General features: G+C 59.6%; 12 protein-coding genes and 2 rRNA genes. 10 read left to right on the top strand and 4 right to left on the bottom strand.

Annotation, left to right across the window (positions count from 1 at the left end; translation table 11 throughout):
* The first annotated feature begins 22 nt into the window (after nucleotides 1-22).
* Together KP004_RS15150 and rrf are read left to right on the top strand one after the other, a co-directional pair.
* Nucleotides 23-2,981 (top strand): 23S ribosomal RNA (locus KP004_RS15150).
* A 124-nt stretch (nucleotides 2,982-3,105) separates the two neighbouring features.
* Nucleotides 3,106-3,222 (top strand): 5S ribosomal RNA (rrf, locus tag KP004_RS15145).
* A gap of 65 nt (nucleotides 3,223-3,287) precedes the next feature.
* Here rrf and lon read toward each other — a convergent pair.
* On the bottom strand, nucleotides 3,288-5,684 hold the full coding sequence (lon, locus tag KP004_RS15140; RefSeq protein ID WP_216799325.1) for an endopeptidase La: 2,397 nt from the start codon (nucleotides 5,682-5,684) through the stop codon (nucleotides 3,288-3,290).
* A gap of 220 nt (nucleotides 5,685-5,904) precedes the next feature.
* Between lon and KP004_RS15135 the strand changes: the two genes are divergently transcribed.
* A complete protein-coding gene (locus tag KP004_RS15135; RefSeq protein ID WP_216799324.1) occupies nucleotides 5,905-6,588 on the top strand; it encodes a type 1 glutamine amidotransferase domain-containing protein in 684 nt (227 codons plus the stop codon).
* A 49-nt stretch (nucleotides 6,589-6,637) separates the two neighbouring features.
* Nucleotides 6,638-7,537, top strand: coding sequence for a pirin family protein (locus tag KP004_RS15130; RefSeq protein ID WP_216799323.1), 900 nt, complete (start codon nucleotides 6,638-6,640; stop codon nucleotides 7,535-7,537).
* Nucleotides 7,538-7,618: 81 nt separating this feature from the next.
* Here the strand turns inward: KP004_RS15130 and KP004_RS15125 are convergent, their stop codons facing one another.
* A complete protein-coding gene (locus KP004_RS15125) occupies nucleotides 7,619-8,308 on the bottom strand; it encodes a YiaD family glycine zipper/OmpA-like lipoprotein (RefSeq protein ID WP_216799322.1) in 690 nt (229 codons plus the stop codon).
* 87 nt (nucleotides 8,309-8,395) lie between these two features.
* On the bottom strand, nucleotides 8,396-9,268 hold the full coding sequence (locus KP004_RS15120; RefSeq protein WP_216799321.1) for an alpha/beta fold hydrolase: 873 nt from the start codon (nucleotides 9,266-9,268) through the stop codon (nucleotides 8,396-8,398).
* 556 nt (nucleotides 9,269-9,824) lie between these two features.
* Between KP004_RS15120 and KP004_RS15115 the strand changes: the two genes are divergently transcribed.
* The 5 genes from KP004_RS15115 to KP004_RS15095 all read left to right on the top strand — a co-directional run bounded on the left by KP004_RS15115 (nucleotide 9,825) and on the right by KP004_RS15095 (nucleotide 15,245).
* Nucleotides 9,825-11,273 (top strand): B12-binding domain-containing radical SAM protein, encoded by a 1,449-nt coding sequence (locus KP004_RS15115; RefSeq protein ID WP_216799320.1) that lies wholly within the window; start codon nucleotides 9,825-9,827, stop codon nucleotides 11,271-11,273.
* 120 nt (nucleotides 11,274-11,393) lie between these two features.
* Nucleotides 11,394-12,194, top strand: a complete 801-nt coding sequence (locus KP004_RS15110; protein ID WP_239026829.1) for a hypothetical protein — start codon at nucleotides 11,394-11,396, stop codon at nucleotides 12,192-12,194.
* A gap of 23 nt (nucleotides 12,195-12,217) precedes the next feature.
* A complete protein-coding gene (locus KP004_RS15105) occupies nucleotides 12,218-12,925 on the top strand; it encodes a methyltransferase domain-containing protein (protein WP_216799319.1) in 708 nt (235 codons plus the stop codon).
* Nucleotides 12,922-14,157: a U32 family peptidase gene (locus KP004_RS15100; RefSeq protein WP_216799318.1), complete on the top strand. Its 1,236-nt coding sequence runs from the start codon at nucleotides 12,922-12,924 to the stop codon at nucleotides 14,155-14,157. Before KP004_RS15105 ends, KP004_RS15100 begins: the two co-directional genes overlap by 4 nt.
* Nucleotides 14,154-15,245 carry a type III polyketide synthase gene (locus KP004_RS15095; RefSeq protein WP_216799317.1) on the top strand — a complete coding sequence of 364 codons (1,092 nt, stop codon included), beginning with the start codon at nucleotides 14,154-14,156 and terminating at the stop codon, nucleotides 15,243-15,245. Before KP004_RS15100 ends, KP004_RS15095 begins: the two co-directional genes overlap by 4 nt.
* 191 nt (nucleotides 15,246-15,436) lie before the next feature.
* On the opposite strand, the gene KP004_RS15090 is transcribed toward KP004_RS15095, so the two are convergent.
* Entirely contained in the window at nucleotides 15,437-16,849 is a 1,413-nt protein-coding gene (locus KP004_RS15090) for a B12-binding domain-containing radical SAM protein (RefSeq protein ID WP_216799316.1), read from the bottom strand.
* A 352-nt stretch (nucleotides 16,850-17,201) separates the two neighbouring features.
* On the opposite strand from KP004_RS15090, the gene KP004_RS15085 reads away from it, so the two are divergent.
* Nucleotides 17,202-17,354 (top strand): hypothetical protein, encoded by a 153-nt coding sequence (locus KP004_RS15085; RefSeq protein WP_216799315.1) that lies wholly within the window; start codon nucleotides 17,202-17,204, stop codon nucleotides 17,352-17,354.
* Nucleotides 17,355-17,435: the final 81 nt, after the last annotated feature.

The raw sequence follows: 17,435 nt of genomic DNA, 5'->3' as shown, positions 1-17,435 counted from the left end.
AGATCATTTACAGTTTTTTTATGGTCAAGCTACTAAGGGCGTACGGTGGATGCCTAGGCAGAGAGAGGCGATGAAGGACGTGGTAAGCTGCGATAAGCTTCGGTGAGCCGCTAAACAGGCTTTGACCCGGAGATTTCCGAATGGGGAAACCTACTGGAGGTAATGCTCCAGTAACGCATGGTGAATACATAGCCATGCGTGGCGAACGAGGGGAACTGAAACATCTAAGTACCCTCAGGAAAAGAAAACAATAGTGATTCCGTCAGTAGCGGCGAGCGAAAGCGGAACAGCCCAAACCGGCACCATTTCGATGGTTCCGGGGTTGTGGGGCCCCGACGTGGGATTGATGATTGGTAGGAGAACGGTCTGGAAAGGCCGGCCATAGTGGGTGATAGCCCCTTATCCGAAACCATGAGTCACCCTAGGGTGTCCCCGAGTACTGCGAGGCACGTGAAACCTCGTGGGAATCCGGGAGGACCATCTCCCAAGGCTAAATACTACTCTCTGACCGATAGTGAACCAGTACCGTGAGGGAAAGGTGAAAAGTACTCCAATGAGGAGGGTGAAATAGAACCTGAAACCGTATGCCTACAAGCAGTGGGAGCACTATGGAGCAATCCAGTGTGACCGCGTGCCTTTTGCATAATGAGTCAGCGAGTTACCCTCAGCAGCGAGGTTAAGTTCATAGAACGGAGCCGCAGCGAAAGCGAGTCTTAATAGGGCGAATTAGTTGCTGGGGGTAGACCCGAAACCGGGTGATCTATCCATGTCCAGGGTGAAAGGAAGGTAACACTTCGTGGAGGCCCGAACCCACTGGCGTTGAAAAGCCAGGGGATGAGGTGTGGATAGGAGTGAAAGGCTAATCAAACTCGGAGATAGCTGGTTCTCCCCGAAATATATTTAGGTATAGCCTCACAAAGTAAGTAGCGGGGGTAGAGCACTGGATGGGCTAGGGGCCTCACCAGGTTACCAAACCTAACCAAACTCCGAATACCGCTAACTGTTATTGTGGGAGTCAGACTGCGGGTGATAAGATCCGTAGTCAAAAGGGAAAGAGCCCAGACCGCCAGCTAAGGTCCCAAAATCTATGCTAAGTGGAAAACGATGTGGAAATGCCCAGACAACCAGGAGGTTGGCTTAGAAGCAGCCACCCTTTAAAGAAAGCGTAATAGCTCACTGGTCGAGTGGGTCTGCGCGGAAAATGTAACGGGGCTAAGCATAGTACCGAAGCTGCGGATTTGATCCTTAAGGATCAAGTGGTAGGGGAGCATTGTGTAAGCCTGCGAAGGTCGACCGTGAGGACGGCTGGAGGTATCACAAGAGATTATGCTGACATGAGTAGCGAAAAACAAGGTGAGAAACCTTGTCACCGAAAACCCAAGGTTTCCTACGTAAAGGTAATCTGCGTAGGGTTAGTCGGTCCCTAAGGCGAGGCCGAAAGGCGTAGTTGATGGGAAACAGGTTAATATTCCTGTACCACCTGTTGTTGCGATGGGGGGACGGAGAAGGGTAGACGATCCTGGCGCTGGTTGTCCAGGTTTAAGGTTGTAGGCGGGAAGAGGAGGCAAATCCCTTCTTCCATTCAACGCTGAGAACTGATGACGAGGGGGTATCCCCGCAAAGTCGTCGATCCCATGCTTCCAAGAAAAGCCTCTAAGCTTCAGACAGCAGGTGACCGTACCGTAAACCGACTCAGGTGGGTGAGGATAAATGTCCTAAGGTGCTTGAGAGAACACTGGTTAAGGAACTCGGCAAAATGATACCGTAACTTCGGGAGAAGGTATGCCCTTTTTGGTGAAGGCGATTCGCTCGCACAGCTGAAGAGGGTCGCAGAGAAATGGCGGTAGCGACTGTTTACTAAAAACATAGGACTCTGCAAAGTCGCAAGACGACGTATAGGGTCTGACGCCTGCCCGGTGCCGGAAGGTTAAGGGGATTTGTTAGCCGCAAGGTGAAGCTTTGAACCGAAGCCCCGGTAAACGGCGGCCGTAACTATAACGGTCCTAAGGTAGCGAAATTCCTTGTCGGGTAAGTTCCGACCTGCACGAATGGCGTAACGATTTCCGCGCTGTCTCAACCAGTGGCTCAGCGAAATTGAATTCTCGGTGAAGATGCCGAGTACCCGCGGTAAGACGGAAAGACCCCGTGCACCTTTACTACAGTTTGACAGTGACATTCGAATAAGCTTGTGTAGGATAGGTGGGAGGCTTTGAAGCTGGGACGCCAGTCTCGGTGGAGCCATCCTTGAAATACCACCCTGGTTTGTTTGGATGTCTAACCCAGGTCCGTCATCCGGATCGGGGACACTGTCTGATGGGTAGTTTGACTGGGGCGGTCGCCTCCCAAAGAGTAACGGAGGCGCGCGAAGGTTCCCTCAGGCTGATTGGAAACCAGCCGTAGAGTGTAAAGGCATAAGGGAGCTTGACTGCGAGACCAACAAGTCGAGCAGGTACGAAAGTAGGTCTTAGTGATCCGGCGGTTCTGTATGGAAGGGCCGTCGCTCAACGGATAAAAGGTACGCCGGGGATAACAGGCTGATCTCCCCCAAGAGTTCACATCGACGGGGAGGTTTGGCACCTCGATGTCGGCTCATCGCATCCTGGGGCTGAAGTAGGTCCCAAGGGTTTGGCTGTTCGCCAATTAAAGCGGTACGCGAGCTGGGTTTAAAACGTCGTGAGACAGTTTGGTCCCTATCTACCGTGGGCGTAGGATACTTGAGAAGAGTTGACCTTAGTACGAGAGGACCGGGTTGAACGTACCTCTGGTGTTCCAGTTGTTCCGCCAGGAGCAGTCGCTGGGTAGCTATGTACGGAAAGGATAACCGCTGAAAGCATCTAAGCGGGAAGCCTCCTTCAAGATTAGGTATCCCCGGGAGCAATCCCCTGAAGGCCCGTTGTAGACCACAACGTTGATAGGCCGGGTGTGTAAGCGCAGTAATGCGTTCAGCTTACCGGTACTAATCGGCCGTGAGGCTTGACCATAAAAAATTCTTAGAGAGGGGGGTGGTCCTCCACCCCCCGATCATATACTGCCAAAAAATCCTACAGACACGAAATGCGATTGTGAGAAACATATTGCGCGGGCGAAAGCCCAAGCTACGAGTTTCTCTGTGGCAATGCCGAGAGGGTCACACCCGTTCCCATCCCGAACACGGAAGTTAAGCCTCTCAGGGCCGATGGTACTGCATTGGAAACGATGTGGGAGAGTAGGTCGCCGCAGGGAATTTAATAGAGAAAGCCCCGTCTGATTCCAGACGGGGCTTTTTCGCGTTTAGGCTCTGAGCTGAATCAGCCGAAAGCTACCTTGTACACGTCCTTGTATTCCTTGGCGAAGTGCACCTCCAGCCCTTCCTTCAGATAGTCCGGCAGTTCCTGGAAATCCTTCCGGTTGGCTTCCGGGAAGATCAATACCTTCAGACCGGCCCGCCTTGCGGCAATGGTTTTTTCCTTCACGCCGCCTATCGGCAGCACCCGCCCGGTGAGAGTCAGTTCGCCTGTCATCCCCAGTTTCTTCCGCACCGGCTTTCCTTTAATCATCGAGATCAATGCCGTAGCCATGGTTACCCCGGCAGAAGGGCCGTCCTTCGGGGTGGCGCCGGCAGGGACGTGCAGGTGCACGAAGTGGGTGTCGAAGTAATCCTCCGGCGCACCGTACTCCTTCAGGTGCGCCATCACGAAGGAATAGGCGATCTCGGAACTTTCTATCATCACGTTGCCTAACTGCCCCGTCTGCCTGAACCCCTTACCCTTGCTCGCCATGGCCGTGGCTTCGATGGGAAGAGTGGCGCCTCCCATGCTGGTCCACGCCAAGCCTGTCACTACGCCCGGTACTCCTTCGAAAATTTCTTCTGTCGTGAACACCGGCTGACCAAGGTACTCCGCTAGATCTTTCTTCGTGATGATGATCGGCTCGGTCCTGCCGCCGGCGAACTCCATGGCGGCTTTCCGCATCAGCTTCTTGATCCTGTTCTCCAGGGTGCGTACGCCGGCCTCGCGCGCCCAGCCGTCGATCAAGGCTGCGAGCGCGTCCTTCTTGATGCTGACCTGTCCGTGCTTCAGCCCGTGGTTCTTGAGCGCCTTCGGGATCAGATAGCGTCTGGCGATTTCCATCTTCTCTTCCAGCACGTATCCTGACAGCCGGATGATTTCCATCCGGTCCAGCAGCGGTCCGGGGATAGTGTCCAACTGGTTGGCCGTCGCAATGAAAAGGACGTTGGAGAGATCGAAGGGGACGTCGAGGTAGTGATCGCGGAACGTTCCGTTCTGTTCCGGATCGAGCACCTCCAACAGGGCGGAGGCCGGATCCCCCTGGAAGGACGCACCGATCTTGTCGATCTCGTCCAGCATGAGCACGGGGTTGGCTGTGCCGGCGCTCTTCATGGCCTGGACGAACTTGCCGGGCATGGCACCTATGTAGGTGCGGCGGTGGCCCTTGATCTCGGCCTCGTCCCGCATGCCCCCAAGCGAGAAGCGGAAGAAGGAGCGCCCCAGGGCGTCGGCGATGCTTTTGCCGATGGACGTCTTACCGACACCCGGAGGACCGACCAGGCAGAGGATGGAACCGGAGATATCCCCCTTCATCTTGCCCACTGCGACAAACTCCGTGATCCTGTCTTTGACGTCGTTCAACCCGTGGTGATCCCGATCCAGGATCTTTCTGGCCCGGTCGACGTTGAACGAGTCCTTGCTGTACGTACCCCAGGGGAGGATGGTGAGCCAGTCGAGGTAGTTGCGCGTCACGTGGTACTCGGGGGAGGCCGGTTCCAGCAGTTTGAATTTCTCCAGCTCCTCGGTGACCACTCGCTGCGCCTCGTCATTCAGTTTGAGGTGCTTGAGGCGTTCCTCGAACTTCTCAGCTTCGGCTGTCTTCCCTTCCTTTTCCAGCCCCAGTTCCTTTTTGATAGCCTTCAACTGCTCACGCAGGAAGAACTCACGCTGCTGTTGACTGATCTTTTCCTCGATCTGCTTGGTGATCTTGGTTTGCAGGCGGGACACTTCCAGCTCTTTCTTGAGCAGTGTCAGTACCAGGTCGATCCTCTTGCGCACGTCGAACAGTTCCAGCACTCGCTGCAGATCCTGCCCGTCCGCGGAGGTCAGGCTGGCCGCAAAATCGGCGAGCTTGCCGGGATCGTCGATGCTCGACCGACCCAGGAACATCTTGATTTCCTCGGAGTAGAGCGGGTTGATCTGGACCAGCTCTTTCAACGTGCTGACGACTGCCATGGAATAGGCTTTCAGTTCGGGGTTTACCGAAAGCTCGGTGCCGTACTGGTAATTCACGCTGGCGAAGAGGGCACCGTCGTTTTCATGCAGTTCGGCCATGGTGAAACGCTCCAGTGTGTTGAGCAGGAACTGGGCGTTCTGGTCGTCGAGGTGCATCATCTTGACGATCTTGCCCGCGACACCGACCTTGTGCAGGTTGTCGGCGCCGTCCGGCTTGTCCGGGTCCTTCACCAGCACCAGGCCTATCGCCTGCCCCGGCGTTTCCATGGCCCGCTTGACCGCCTGTACCTGGTTCGGGTCGTTCAATACCATCGGTACCAGCATGTTGGGGAACGCGGGACGCGGACGCAGGGGGATGATGGGAAGTCCAAGTGGCAGGACCTCCGAAGCAAGCACCAGCCCGCCCCCGTGCTCTTTGCCGTTCACTTCAGCTTCGACTATTTCAACATCCTGTTCGCTCATGATGAGACTCCTGGTGTGGTTTTAATAAAACGTAAGCACGGTTATTGGCACTGTCAACCTCTCCGGCCCGCACCGTGCTGTCCCCACTTGAAAACTGCGCATCGCCAGCTGCCGTTCTCCTCTTCGGGTTGATAATCCACCTGAATGTTGTACACACATACAGGTGTGCAAAGACATCACATCAACCTGCTGATTCATGTACCAGTTAAAGGAGACAGTCATGAATATTCTGATGGTAGTCACTTCCCACGACAAACTGGGGGACACAGGGGAGAAGACAGGTTTCTGGCTGGAAGAATTGGCCGCACCCTATTACGTCTTTCGTGACGCGGGAGCCAAAGTCACCATAGCATCACCCAGAGGTGGGATGCCGCCGGTGGATCCGAAGAGCAATTTGCCGGAGAACGAAACAGAAGCGACTCTGCGCTTCAAATCGGACCAGGCCGCACAGGATGACCTGGCCCACTCCACGCGGTTGCGGGAGGTTTCGGTCAACGACTACGATGCCATCTTCTTACCGGGGGGGCACGGCCCGTTGTGGGATCTTGCCGTCGATATGGACTGCATAACGCTGATCGGGGCCTTCGCCAAGGCGGACAAGCCGGTAGGTGCGGTCTGCCACGCACCGGCGACCCTGGGAGACGTGAAAGGGAAGGATAACGATTTTATGGTCAAGGGTAAGCGTGTCACCGGGTTCACCAATGCCGAGGAGGAGGCCGTCGGCCTGACCGATGTGGTGCCTTTCCTGTTGGAGGATCGGCTGAAGGAGCGGGGGGCGCAGTTCCGGCACGGGGGTAATTGGGCACCTTACGTCGAGGTGGATGGCACTCTGGTGACGGGGCAGAACCCGGCATCCTCGGCGCCTGCCGCGGAGGCTCTGCTGAAAGTTCTGGCCGCGCGGTGAGGTGCGTTGGCGATCACGTTCTACAAGGGAAAACGGGAAAGGAGCGAATATGGATACTCTGCGCAAGATCAGGAAGGTCTGGAAAAGCAAGCCTACCATCGAAGGGGCGGGGGTGCATCTGAAGCGGGCCTTCGGCAACGAGGAGGTCCCCCTCTTCGATCCGTTCCTGCTCATGGACGATTTTCATTCCAACTATCCGCCCCACTACTTGAAGGGGTTTCCCTGGCATCCTCACCGGGGCATCGAGACCATCACCTACGTGCTGCACGGCAGGGTGGAGCACGGCGACAGCATGGGCAACAAGGGGGTGATCGGACCGGGAGACCTGCAGTGGATGACCGCCGGCAGCGGCATCATTCACCAGGAGATGCCCCTTGGGGACGACGAGGGACTCATGTGGGGATTCCAGCTCTGGGCCAACCTTCCCGCCTCGCACAAGATGATGCCGCCCCGCTACCGGGGGATCGTAGCCGAAGAGATCCCGGAAGTAACCATGAACGGGATCAAGGTGAAGGTCATCGCCGGCACCGCAGGCGGCGTCCAGGGACCGGTGCGGGACGTGGTGGCCGACCCCGAGTACCTCGACGTGACCATGCCGGAAGAGTCCTGCTTCACGCACGCCATCAAGCGGGGATACACCGCTCTTGCCTATGTCATCGACGGCGAAGGGTACTTCGACCATGAACGCAACGCATATGAGCACGACGCGGTAGGGACCAACTATTTCGACCTGGAGCGCCGTTGCGAATGCGGAGCGGAGAACCTGATACTGTTCGAAGACGGCGATGTCGTTTCGGTGACCACCCAGGGCAAGCCGGTGCGCTTTCTCCTGATATCGGGCAAACCGATCGGGGAGCCGGTGGCGTGGTACGGGCCCATCGTGATGAATACCCGGGAGGAACTGCAGGTGGCCTTCGAGGAGTACCAGAAGGGGACGTTCGTGAAGTAACGGCGGTGAAGAAGATCGTGCCGAAATGAAAGCGGGGCGCCTATGCAGGCGCCCCGCTTTTTGCGTGGGATCTCCGGTGAATCAGTTGTTGCCGCTGCCACCCTGGGCTTTGAGCTTCTCGTTCGGGGAGAGCTCGATCTGCACACGGCGGTTCAAGGCCCGGTTGGCATCCGAGTCGTTGGGGACCGCGGGGCGGGTGGAGCCGTAGCCGACTGCTGCCATCTTGGAACCCGGAACGCCCTGCGAGATGAGGAAGTCGCGCACCCGGCCGGCACGGCGCTCGCTGAGGGGCTGGTTGACGGCATCGGAGCCGGAGGAGTCGGTGTGCCCTTCGATGACGATGGTGGTCTGGGAGTCGCGCAGGGTGGGGACCGCCTTGCCGAGGGCATCCTTCGCCTCAGGCTTCAGCGTGTCTTTCCCCACGTCGAACAGGATGCCTGAAGGAAGCGCCACGTAGACCTTGTCGCCGTCACGCACCACCTCCGCCTGCGGCATTTCCTTCTTGAGAGCGGCGGCCTGACGGTCCATGTAGTTGCCGATGCCGCCGCCGACTACGGCGCCGGTCAAGCCGCCGATGGCGGCGTTGCGTCCGCGGTGGGATTTGCCGCCGATCAGTGCACCGGCTCCTGCCCCCAGTACCGCACCACCTAAAGCGCCCAAGCCCGTTCTCTTGAATTCGTAGCTGCCATCTGGATTGGTGGCGCAACCGGTTGCTAACAAGGCAACGGCCGTCATGCCAACGATAATTCTTGCGATCAAGCGTGCTGTCATTGCTCCATCTCCTTAATGAATGTAATAGTCACTAGAACACACAAAAGATATCACCTCACCTGCTCAAGATCAATGCCCTCGTGGTATTCAATCAGTCACGCGGATGTTCCGCGAGATGAAACTCTCGAAGATTGCGAATGTTTCCGCTGGCTTTTCCTCCTGCGGGTTGTGCCCGCATTCGTCTATCACCTGGAGTTCGGCGCCGGCAATCGCTGCTTGCAAACGCGTTCCCTGTGACAGCGGTACGATCCGGTCGTGACGTCCCCAAAGCAACAGTACCGGCAGGCGTAACTCCCCGTAGCGTGCCGCGATCTGTTCCTGGTCCAGCGGAATGAGACTGCGGCAGGTTTCCACCAGGGCGCGCTTCGCTTTCCTGTTGCGGTAACAGGGCGCATACCTGGCGATGTGCTCGCGGTCGACCAGGTTATGGTCATAGTAGGCCATCTTCAGCCCAACCTTGATCCAAAGGTCCGGCGCGTAGAGGGCGATAAACAACGCAGCGGCTATCCGGTTCTCGAAAATCTCGGCCATGAGCGGAAGCCGCTGTATGTATCCCGGCCCGGCCATGATGACCATGGCGGCAAGGAGGCTTTGAGCACCCCGCAGCATCGCTTCGACCGCGGCAAGCAATACCACCGCTCCACCGAGAGAATGGCCCACCAGGGTTACCTGCTCCAGTCCCCGCTGATCGAGAAAGGCCAGCAGGCGGAGGCTGTGTCCCCGGATGGAGTAGTCAGCCTGCTTCGGCTTGGCGGATTCCCCCGAACCGAGAAGATCCAGAAGGTAGAGAGTGTAGCGGTCGGCGGGAAACAACGGCGCGAGGTCGGCCCAGGTTTCGGACCTCGCCGCCAGGCCGTGCACCAAGACGACCGGTGCCGGCCCGCTGCCGTAACAGCGATATGCCAGTACCTCACGCTCCGAGAGGCGGCACTGGTTCAGGGGAAGGTCAGCGAAGTCCATGTCGGGTAGTTTAACAGAAACCGCAAGAGATCGTGACATGCGGCAGCGAAATTTATGAAGTCTGCTACTATTGAGATCTGTTCTAAGAGGCTGTTACTTTTTCTGGATCTTTAGAGGAAGGAGATGGGCTCGCGCCCGGATCAAGAGAGTGGAGTTGGTAAACCGGAGGCATAAAAAAAGCCCGATGAAATTCATCATCGAGCTTTTTCTGAAAAAATAACTGACGTTCAAGTAGAGCCTGCTCTATCCGTGAGGATGGTTTTTTATTACTAGGAGGTTACTACCGGATCCATCCTTTTCAGGTTTTTTTGTACCCTAACGGAGGAGATAAAGAGCCTTTCGGCCTGGCCTACCGGACGTCAGTTACCAACCCCGGATGTCGCTTCATGCATCCGGAGTTGTTTTTGATTTAGTTGTCAAGGGTCTTGTTTGTTGCTTCCCTCCATAAGAACCATTTTACTACGGGGGCTTATGGCGTTCAATACCTTTTTGTGGCTGCAAAGGGAGGCACAAAGTACAGTGCCGGGAGTTCCTGCACGTGGCGTCACGCATACTCATGATCAGCACGAACAGGGAAACCGCACCGCAGCCGGTGGCTCCGCTCGGGGCCGCCTGGGTGGCCGAAGCGCTACGGCTGGCGGGTTTTCAGGTTCGGTTCCTGGATCTTTGCTTCGTCCGAAACCCGGTCGTCGCCGTCGAAGCTGCCCTCGCTGAATTCGCGCCGGACGGCATCGCCCTTTCTGTCAGGAATCTCGACAACTGCAACTTCCTGGCACCGAAGTCGTACCTTCCGGAGTTACGGGAGGTGGTGCGCGCGATAAAGGGACACTCCGACGCCCGCGTCCTTATCGGAGGTGCCGGGGTGAGCATCCTGCCTCGTCAGGTCCTGGAGTACCTGGAGCTTGATTATGCCGTGGTGGGGGAGGGAGAGCGGGCGGCGGTAGCGTTTTTCGGCGCGCGGGACATAGATGCAGCCGGGCGGGTGCCCGGGGTGGTCCGCAGAGAGGGGGCGCCACATCGGCACGGCGAGCAATCCCGGGCACAGTGCGTCGAACCCGTGGCACCGTGCGTCGACTGGGTGATGCCGCGGCTGCACCGATGGATCGATGCCGGGAGGTACCTGGCACGGGAGCCGGTGCTCCCGGTGCAGGGAAAGCGCGGCTGTGCCCATCGCTGCCTTTACTGCACCTACCGTCGGGTAGAAGGGGAATCCTGGCGGGTGAGGGACCCGGCTGCGGTGGTGGATGAGATCATCGAATCGATGCGGCAAAATTCAGCCGGAGAGTTCGAGTTCGTGGACAGTATCTTCAACGAGCCGGAGGGGTACCTGGAGCTGCTGCTGGAAGAGGTACTGAGGCGCGGCGTGAAGGCACGGTTCTGCGCTTCCTCCCTTTCGCCCAAAGGGTTGACGGCGCAGCAACTCCGGCTGATGGAACGGGCCGGGATGACGTCGCTGGTGATCACCCCCGAGAGTGCTGCTGGAGCCACGCTGGCCGCCTTGCAGAAGGGATTTGACGAGGACGACGTCAACCGGGCCGCCGAGCTGCTGGGCCGTTCGCGCCTGCGGGCGCTCTGGTGCTTTCTCGTAGGCGGCCCGGAAGAGGACGAGGAGACGCTGGGGCGGACGGTGGCTTTCCTGAACCGCCATGTCGGCAGCAAGGACGGCGCCTTCATCACCACCGGGATCCGTGTCTACCCGGGGACGGGGCTGCACCGGCTTGCCTTGCAGGAGGGGGCGGTCCGTGCGGATGACGACCTGCTGATGCCGTCCTTTTATTTCTCGCCGAAGCTTACCCCGGAGCGGGCTCGGGCGTTGCTGGACAGTGGGGTGCACCACGGCCGCTGCATCCACCTCACCGACACCCAGGCCCCCATCCTGGGCACCCTGCGCCGCATCGGTACCGCGATCGGGCTGCCGACCCCTTTCTGGCGCTATGCGGGATTTGCCAAGGGGGCACTCGGGACGTGGCGGGGGCAGGGGGGCACCCCGGTGCGGCGCCACTAGCTGCTATTAGATGCGCTACCATCCACGAGTCGAATTCCGGGGCGGCTACCCGATGTTGCGCACAAACGGCCGGAGGACGGGGCGCGTGCCGAGACGGGCCGGCCCCCTCAAGGAGAGCATATGCAGCCTGTCCATGACCATTCGTCCTTGCCTTCGTTGCTGTGCTGCCTGCTGTCCATGCTGCTGCTCCTCTCCTGCGGCCCGGCGTTTGGGGCACCCGTCGCAGTCCGTTTCAGCGAAGGGATGGTACGGGGCTTTTTGGAGCTGAACGATTCCGCCGGCCAGCGCATCGCGTCCGGCGATTTTCTGCAACTGCCCCGGGAAGGAGAGATAAAGACGCGGGTCGTCCTCTATTTCAAGGACGGTTCGCTGCACGACGAAACGGTGGTCTTCTCGCAGCAGCACAAATTCCTGTTGAAGAGCTACCGGCTGATCCAGAAGGGGAAATCATTCGAGGACGACCTCGATGTCACCCTCGAGCGCGCCACCGGCGCCTACCGGGTCAAGGTGAAGGGGAAAGACGGGCACGAGAAGGTGCTCGAGGGCGAGATGGAACTCCCACCGGATGTCTATAACGGGATGGTTCCCACGGTGATGAAGAACCTCACCAAGGGGAGCAGGGAAACGATCCACATGGTCGCTTTCACCCCGACTCCGAGGGTGATCGAGCTGGAGATGGCGCCGGCGGGGAGCACCAGGATTCAGATCGGCGATGTGGAAAAGAGCGCCATCCACTATGTCCTGAAGCCGCACCTCGGCCTGCTGAGGCTCCCTGCCGCGCTCCTGGGCAAGAGCCCGCCGGACAACCACATCTGGACCATCATGGACGAGGTGCCCGCCTTCGTGAAGTTCGAGGGGCCGCTCGCCACGGGCGGTCCCGTCTGGCGCATCGAGCTGACCAGCCCCAAATGGCCTAAATAACCTGTTGGCCCCCGCGAGCCCCTATGTCTTTGATCCCCCGCAAAAGGACCACCCTCGAATTTCTCGACCTTCCTCCGGAGGTCTGCACCCTGGAGGAACTGGAAGGGAGCCTCTCCGACCTGAGGACGGTGAACCGTTACCTCGGCGACACCAGTGCGCTTCTCAAGCATCTTTCGGCGAAGGTGCGGGGGCAACGGCACCTCTCGGTGCTCGATGTCGCCACCGGTTCGGCCGATCTTCCGGTTGCCCTCGTGGAGTGGGCCAGAAAGAAAGGGATCGACATCGAGGTCACCGGCATCGACCTCAACAGTCGGACCATCGACATAGCGCGGCGATACGCCGCGACGTACCCGGAGATCAGGCTGTTGGTGGCCGATGCGCTGCAGCTTCCTTTTCGGGACCACAGCTTCGACTTCGTGCTGTGCAGCAAGACCCTGCATCACATGAAGGAGCCGGACGTGGTAACGGCGCTGCAGGAGATGCTCCGGGTGGCGCGGCGAGGCTTCATCGTCATCGACCTGCGCAGGAGCTGGATCGCCTACATCCTGATCTACCTGCTCACCAGGATCTTCACCCGCAACCGCATGACCCGCTACGACGGCCCGCTCTCGGTCCTGAAAGCGTTCACTGAGGATGAGCTCCGCCAATCGGCGCTGCAGGCCGGAGCCGCCTCCATCACCATTCGCCGGGAGCCTTTCTGGCTGCTGGTCGTTTCCGGGGATATCGCATGAAGTTTTCCGTGGCTACCAACTTCCAACCCGATCTTGTGCCGGCCCTGGAGGGGTACCCGGTTGCCGAGCTGTTCGGAAAGCTCTCCTCCGACAGCGTAGGGGGAGGCCGGGCCTCATTCATGCTGGCTCCGCTGGGCAAGGCGCGATTCCGGGCGCACGTGCAGGAAGCCGCGCGGCGCGGCATCGGCTTCAACTACCTGGTGAATCCCGCGTGCATGGATAACCGCGAGTTCATGGGTAAGGGGCAGGCTGACCTGGAACGACTGCTCGAGTTCGTCGAGGATTGCGGCGTTACCTCGGTGACGGTATCGCTTCCCTTCCTGCTTCCCATCATCAAGAAGCGTCATCCGCGTCTCAAGGTGCGGGTGGGCGTGTACGCCAGGGTGGACTGCGTGGCGAAGGCGAGGTTCTGGGAGGATCTCGGGGCGGACTGCATCACGCTGGAGTCGATCGCGGTGAACCGCGAATTCGCCATGCTGCGCGCGATCCGGCAGTCGGTAGGACTGGAGCTGCAGTTGATCGCCAACTCCAACTGCCTCATCTTCTGCCCCCTCTCCGGCCAGCACATGGTGAACCTCTCGCACGCCTCGCAGAAGGGGCACGCAAGCCGCGGTTTCATGATCGACTACTGTGCTCTCAAGTGTTCGGCAGCCAAGCTGGCCGATCCGTCGCACTACCTGCGCTCGGAGTTCATCCGCCCCGAGGACCTCAAGGCCTATACCGAGCTCGGCTTCGATTCCTTCAAGATCCTGGAGCGCGGTGCGCCGACCGAGGTGCTGACCCGCCGGGTGCGGGCCTATGCCGAGGGGCGTTTCGACGGCAACCTGCTGGACCTGATCCAGCCTTACGGCTACAAGACCGACTCGGCGCAGGGTGGCAGCCTGTTGGATCTCAGGAGATTCGTCAGGTTCTTCTTGAGGCCTCTGGCCGTCAGGCAGACGGGGCTGCTCCGTTTGAAGCGCTTGGCCGAGAAGCGCGGCCTGGTGGCAGGGCTTCGGTGGGATCCGGTGTATATCGACAACCGGCTTCTGGACGGTTTCCTGGACGGCATGAGGGGGATCGACTGCCGGGGCAGCGATTGCTCCCGGTGCGGTTACTGTGAGCGCTGGACGCTGGAGGCGGTACGGGTGGATGAGCAGTACCGGCAGGAGCTGTTGCAGCTTTACCAGGAAGCTTTCAATGACATGTACTCCGGCGCACTCTGGGGTATTGCGGGGAGGAGGGGAGCATGACCGACGCAGCCGTTACCGGGGGGCAGCCCCCACCAGTACTACCAGCAAGAGCCTATGTCGCCTCGATAGCGTCCGCCGTGCCGCGCTTCAGCGCTTGCCAGAGGTTTGCCGCCGATCTGGTTCGTGAGCATTTCAGGGACACGCTGACATCGAGAAGCATGGGGCTGATCCGGGCGACATTCGAGCACCCGAGCATCGAGAAGCGGCATTTCGCGGTGGACGACCCCGCCCGGATCTTCAGCGAGACACAAGACCAGAGGGTGGCCCGTTTCACGGAAGAGTCGGTGAACCTGGCCGCCCAGGCGGTTACCCGGGCCCTGGAAAAGGCGGGATTGTCCGTTCAGCAAGTGAACGGGCTGGTCGTCAATACCTGCACCGGATACATCTGTCCGGGGATCTCGACCTACCTGGCGCAGCGCTTGGGGCTGGCCCCCCGCACCAGGTTGTACGACCTGGTCGGCAGCGGTTGCGGCGGTGCCATTCCCAATCTCCAGGTGGCCGAGTCGATGCTGAGGATGACGGGCGGGGTGGTGGTGAGCGTCGCGGTGGAAATCTGCAGCGCCGCGTTCCAGATGGGCAACGACCTGAGCCTGATCCTCTCCAACGCGCTCTTTGGAGACGGCGCCGCAGCCGCGGTGCTGTGGGAACGGCCGGAAGGGTTCGAGCTGCACCGTTCGGCGGGCCGCTACGTGCCGGAGCAGCGGGAGGCGATACGGTTCGTGCACAAAGGGGGGCAGCTGCACAACCAGCTGTCGACCGACCTCCCCAAACTGGTGGGCAAGGCCGCGGCCGAAGTGGTGGATGATCTTTTGGCCGGGTCATCCCTTGCCAAAAAAGAGATCGGGTGGGCGTTGCACACGGGCGGAGAGAAGGTGATCAACGCGGTGCGGGACCAGGTGGGGATTCCGGAAGAACGGCTTCGGGCCACGAGGAAGGTTCTTTCCCAGTACGGCAACATGTCATCGCCGACGGTGTGGTTCGTCCTGGAAGAGATGCTGCAGGAGGGGATGCCCTCCGGCGAGTGGTGCGTTCTGCTCGCCTACGGCGCCGGCCTCTCGGCCCATGCCTGCCTGTTGAGGAAGGTGTGAAGGCAGGGGCTAGGGGGTAGGGACTAGGGACTAGGGACTAGGGACTAGGGACTAGGGGGGGCGGTTCCTAACGTAGAACGTAGAACGTAGAACGTAGAACGTAGAACGTAGAACGGAAGTTAGAAGTAGAACGGAAGTTAGAAGTAGAACGGAAGTTAGAAGTAGAACGGAAGTTAGAAGTAGAACGGAAGTTAGAACCTGTGCCGGGAGCGGAACTGGTCGCCGGTGAAGAATCCCCTGATCAGGTCCAGGTTGTTCAGGAGGACCTTGAGGCCGCCCTTCTCGCGCTTCCGAACGAAGTAGTTGCCGATGAACATGGAGGGGCTGAAAAAGGCCTTCAGATTCTCCCAGTTCATGATCCGGTTCAACTGCCCGGTGCTGAGCCGCTTAGTCCTCACGTTGCACATGAACCCGGTGTACCTGCTCAGCCGGTCGGGATTGGTCACCAGGCCCGCCTCCAACAGTTCTTCCCTGATCCTCGTTCCGGGATACGGCGTCACGCATTGCACGTAGGGAAGATCGATCCCCAGCCTGCGCGAGGCGCGGAAAACCTCCCGGATCTCCTCCGGCCCATCGTCCGGGTTGCCGATGATGAATCCCCCCATGACCCCGATGCCGTGCTCCCGCAGCAGGCGCACCGCCCGCTCCGTTTTCTCCCGGATGTCCCCCTTCTGAAAGAAAGCCAGGTTTTGCGGAAGCACCGATTCGATACCCAGGAAGACCATGGCGAAGTTGGCGCGGGCCAAGGCCGGGATCAGTTCCGGGTCGGCCACCATCCCGGTCACCGAGGCCTGGACCAGGTACTCCATGCTGTTCAGCCCGTGCTCCACGATGGCGCGGGCCAGGCTGGTGAAGCGGCGGCTGTCCAGGGTGATGTTGTCATCCACCAGCAGCACGGTCCGGGTCCCCCTTCGTTGCAGCTCTTTCAGGTCCTCGATCACCCGCTCAAGCTGGTGGCAGCGGAAACTGGTACCGTACATCCCGGTGATCGAGCAGAAGGTGCAGGTCTTGGTGCAGCCACGCGAGGTTTCCACACAGTCCAGTTTCCGATCGAAATAGGTGAAGCCGTCCAGTACCCTGGCGCCGCGATCGGGCAGCGGCAGCCGGGCCAGGTCGAGCAGGGGAGCGGTCGGGTTGTGGATGAAGCTTCCGTTGCGCCGCCAGGAGAGTCCGGGGACGTCGAAGAAGGAGCGCTGCCCGTCCAGCGCCTCCAAAAGAGCCGGGAAGGAGTGCTCCCCTTCACCGCGTACCAGGAAATCGAACGGAGGCGCATGACCGGTCAACTCGCGGCAGGAGAGCGTGGCGTGGTAGCCGCCCAGCACCAGCTTGGCCTGCGGAACACAGGCGCGGCAGATCGACATCACCTTGAGGGCGCTTTCGTACTGGAAGCTCATGCTGCTGATGCCGACCACGTCCGGCCTGAATTCCTGCAGGAAGCGCTGCAGCCAGGCCTGGATGTCCCGATGCACCAGCACCAGGTCCACGACTTTTACCTCGTGCAGCTTGAGCTGCGCCGCGATCGAGCAGAGGCCCAGGTTGGGAACCTTGATGATGCGATGGAAGTTGTTGGCGGCGTCCGGCATTGCCAGAAGGAGTATCTTCATCGGTTTCCTTACGGACTGCGTGGATTGGACTTTAGGATTATAGAGGGGGACATGGGATAAGCAATGCGCCAAAAGTACCCCCTCCCCTGGCGGGAGGGGGGTAGGGGGTGGGGGTAGGTGCCACATTTGCGGTCATGGCAACGTCACCCACCCCCCTGCCCCCTCCCGCCTTCGCGGGACGAAGCGCTTCGGCGCGCAGGCCCGCCAAGGGAGGGAGAGAGCTGGAAACGGTTCGATTTTGAAAACTGCACGTATCTGACCGGACAGCGCTGGCAAGGCGAGGCAATGAAGATAAAATGTTCGTCATTAACCGGATGCTGCGGCGCAAAGCCGCCGCAGCTGGAGGTGGACCATGGGCGACAGGGATGGCAAGGAAGAGGAAGCACCGGTTGTGGTCATCGTGGAGCGGCGCAAACAGAAGGAGACTGAGCTGAGCTCGACTGAGGTTATGAAGATATTGAGGAAGAGGGCGGTGCGGGGACGAAAGATCCCGCCTGTGGAATAACGACAATAGCGGCAACAGGAAAAGGCCCCCGATCGGCAAGCACAACAGAACCGGCGGGGGCCTTTCTCTGTCAGCGATACT

It is taken from the genome of Geomonas oryzisoli, assembly GCF_018986915.1.
Classification (GTDB): Bacteria; Desulfobacterota; Desulfuromonadia; order Geobacterales; family Geobacteraceae; genus Geomonas; species Geomonas oryzisoli.
Note: the sequence above shows the minus strand (reverse complement) of the source record. Positions and strands in the feature narration are given on the sequence as shown.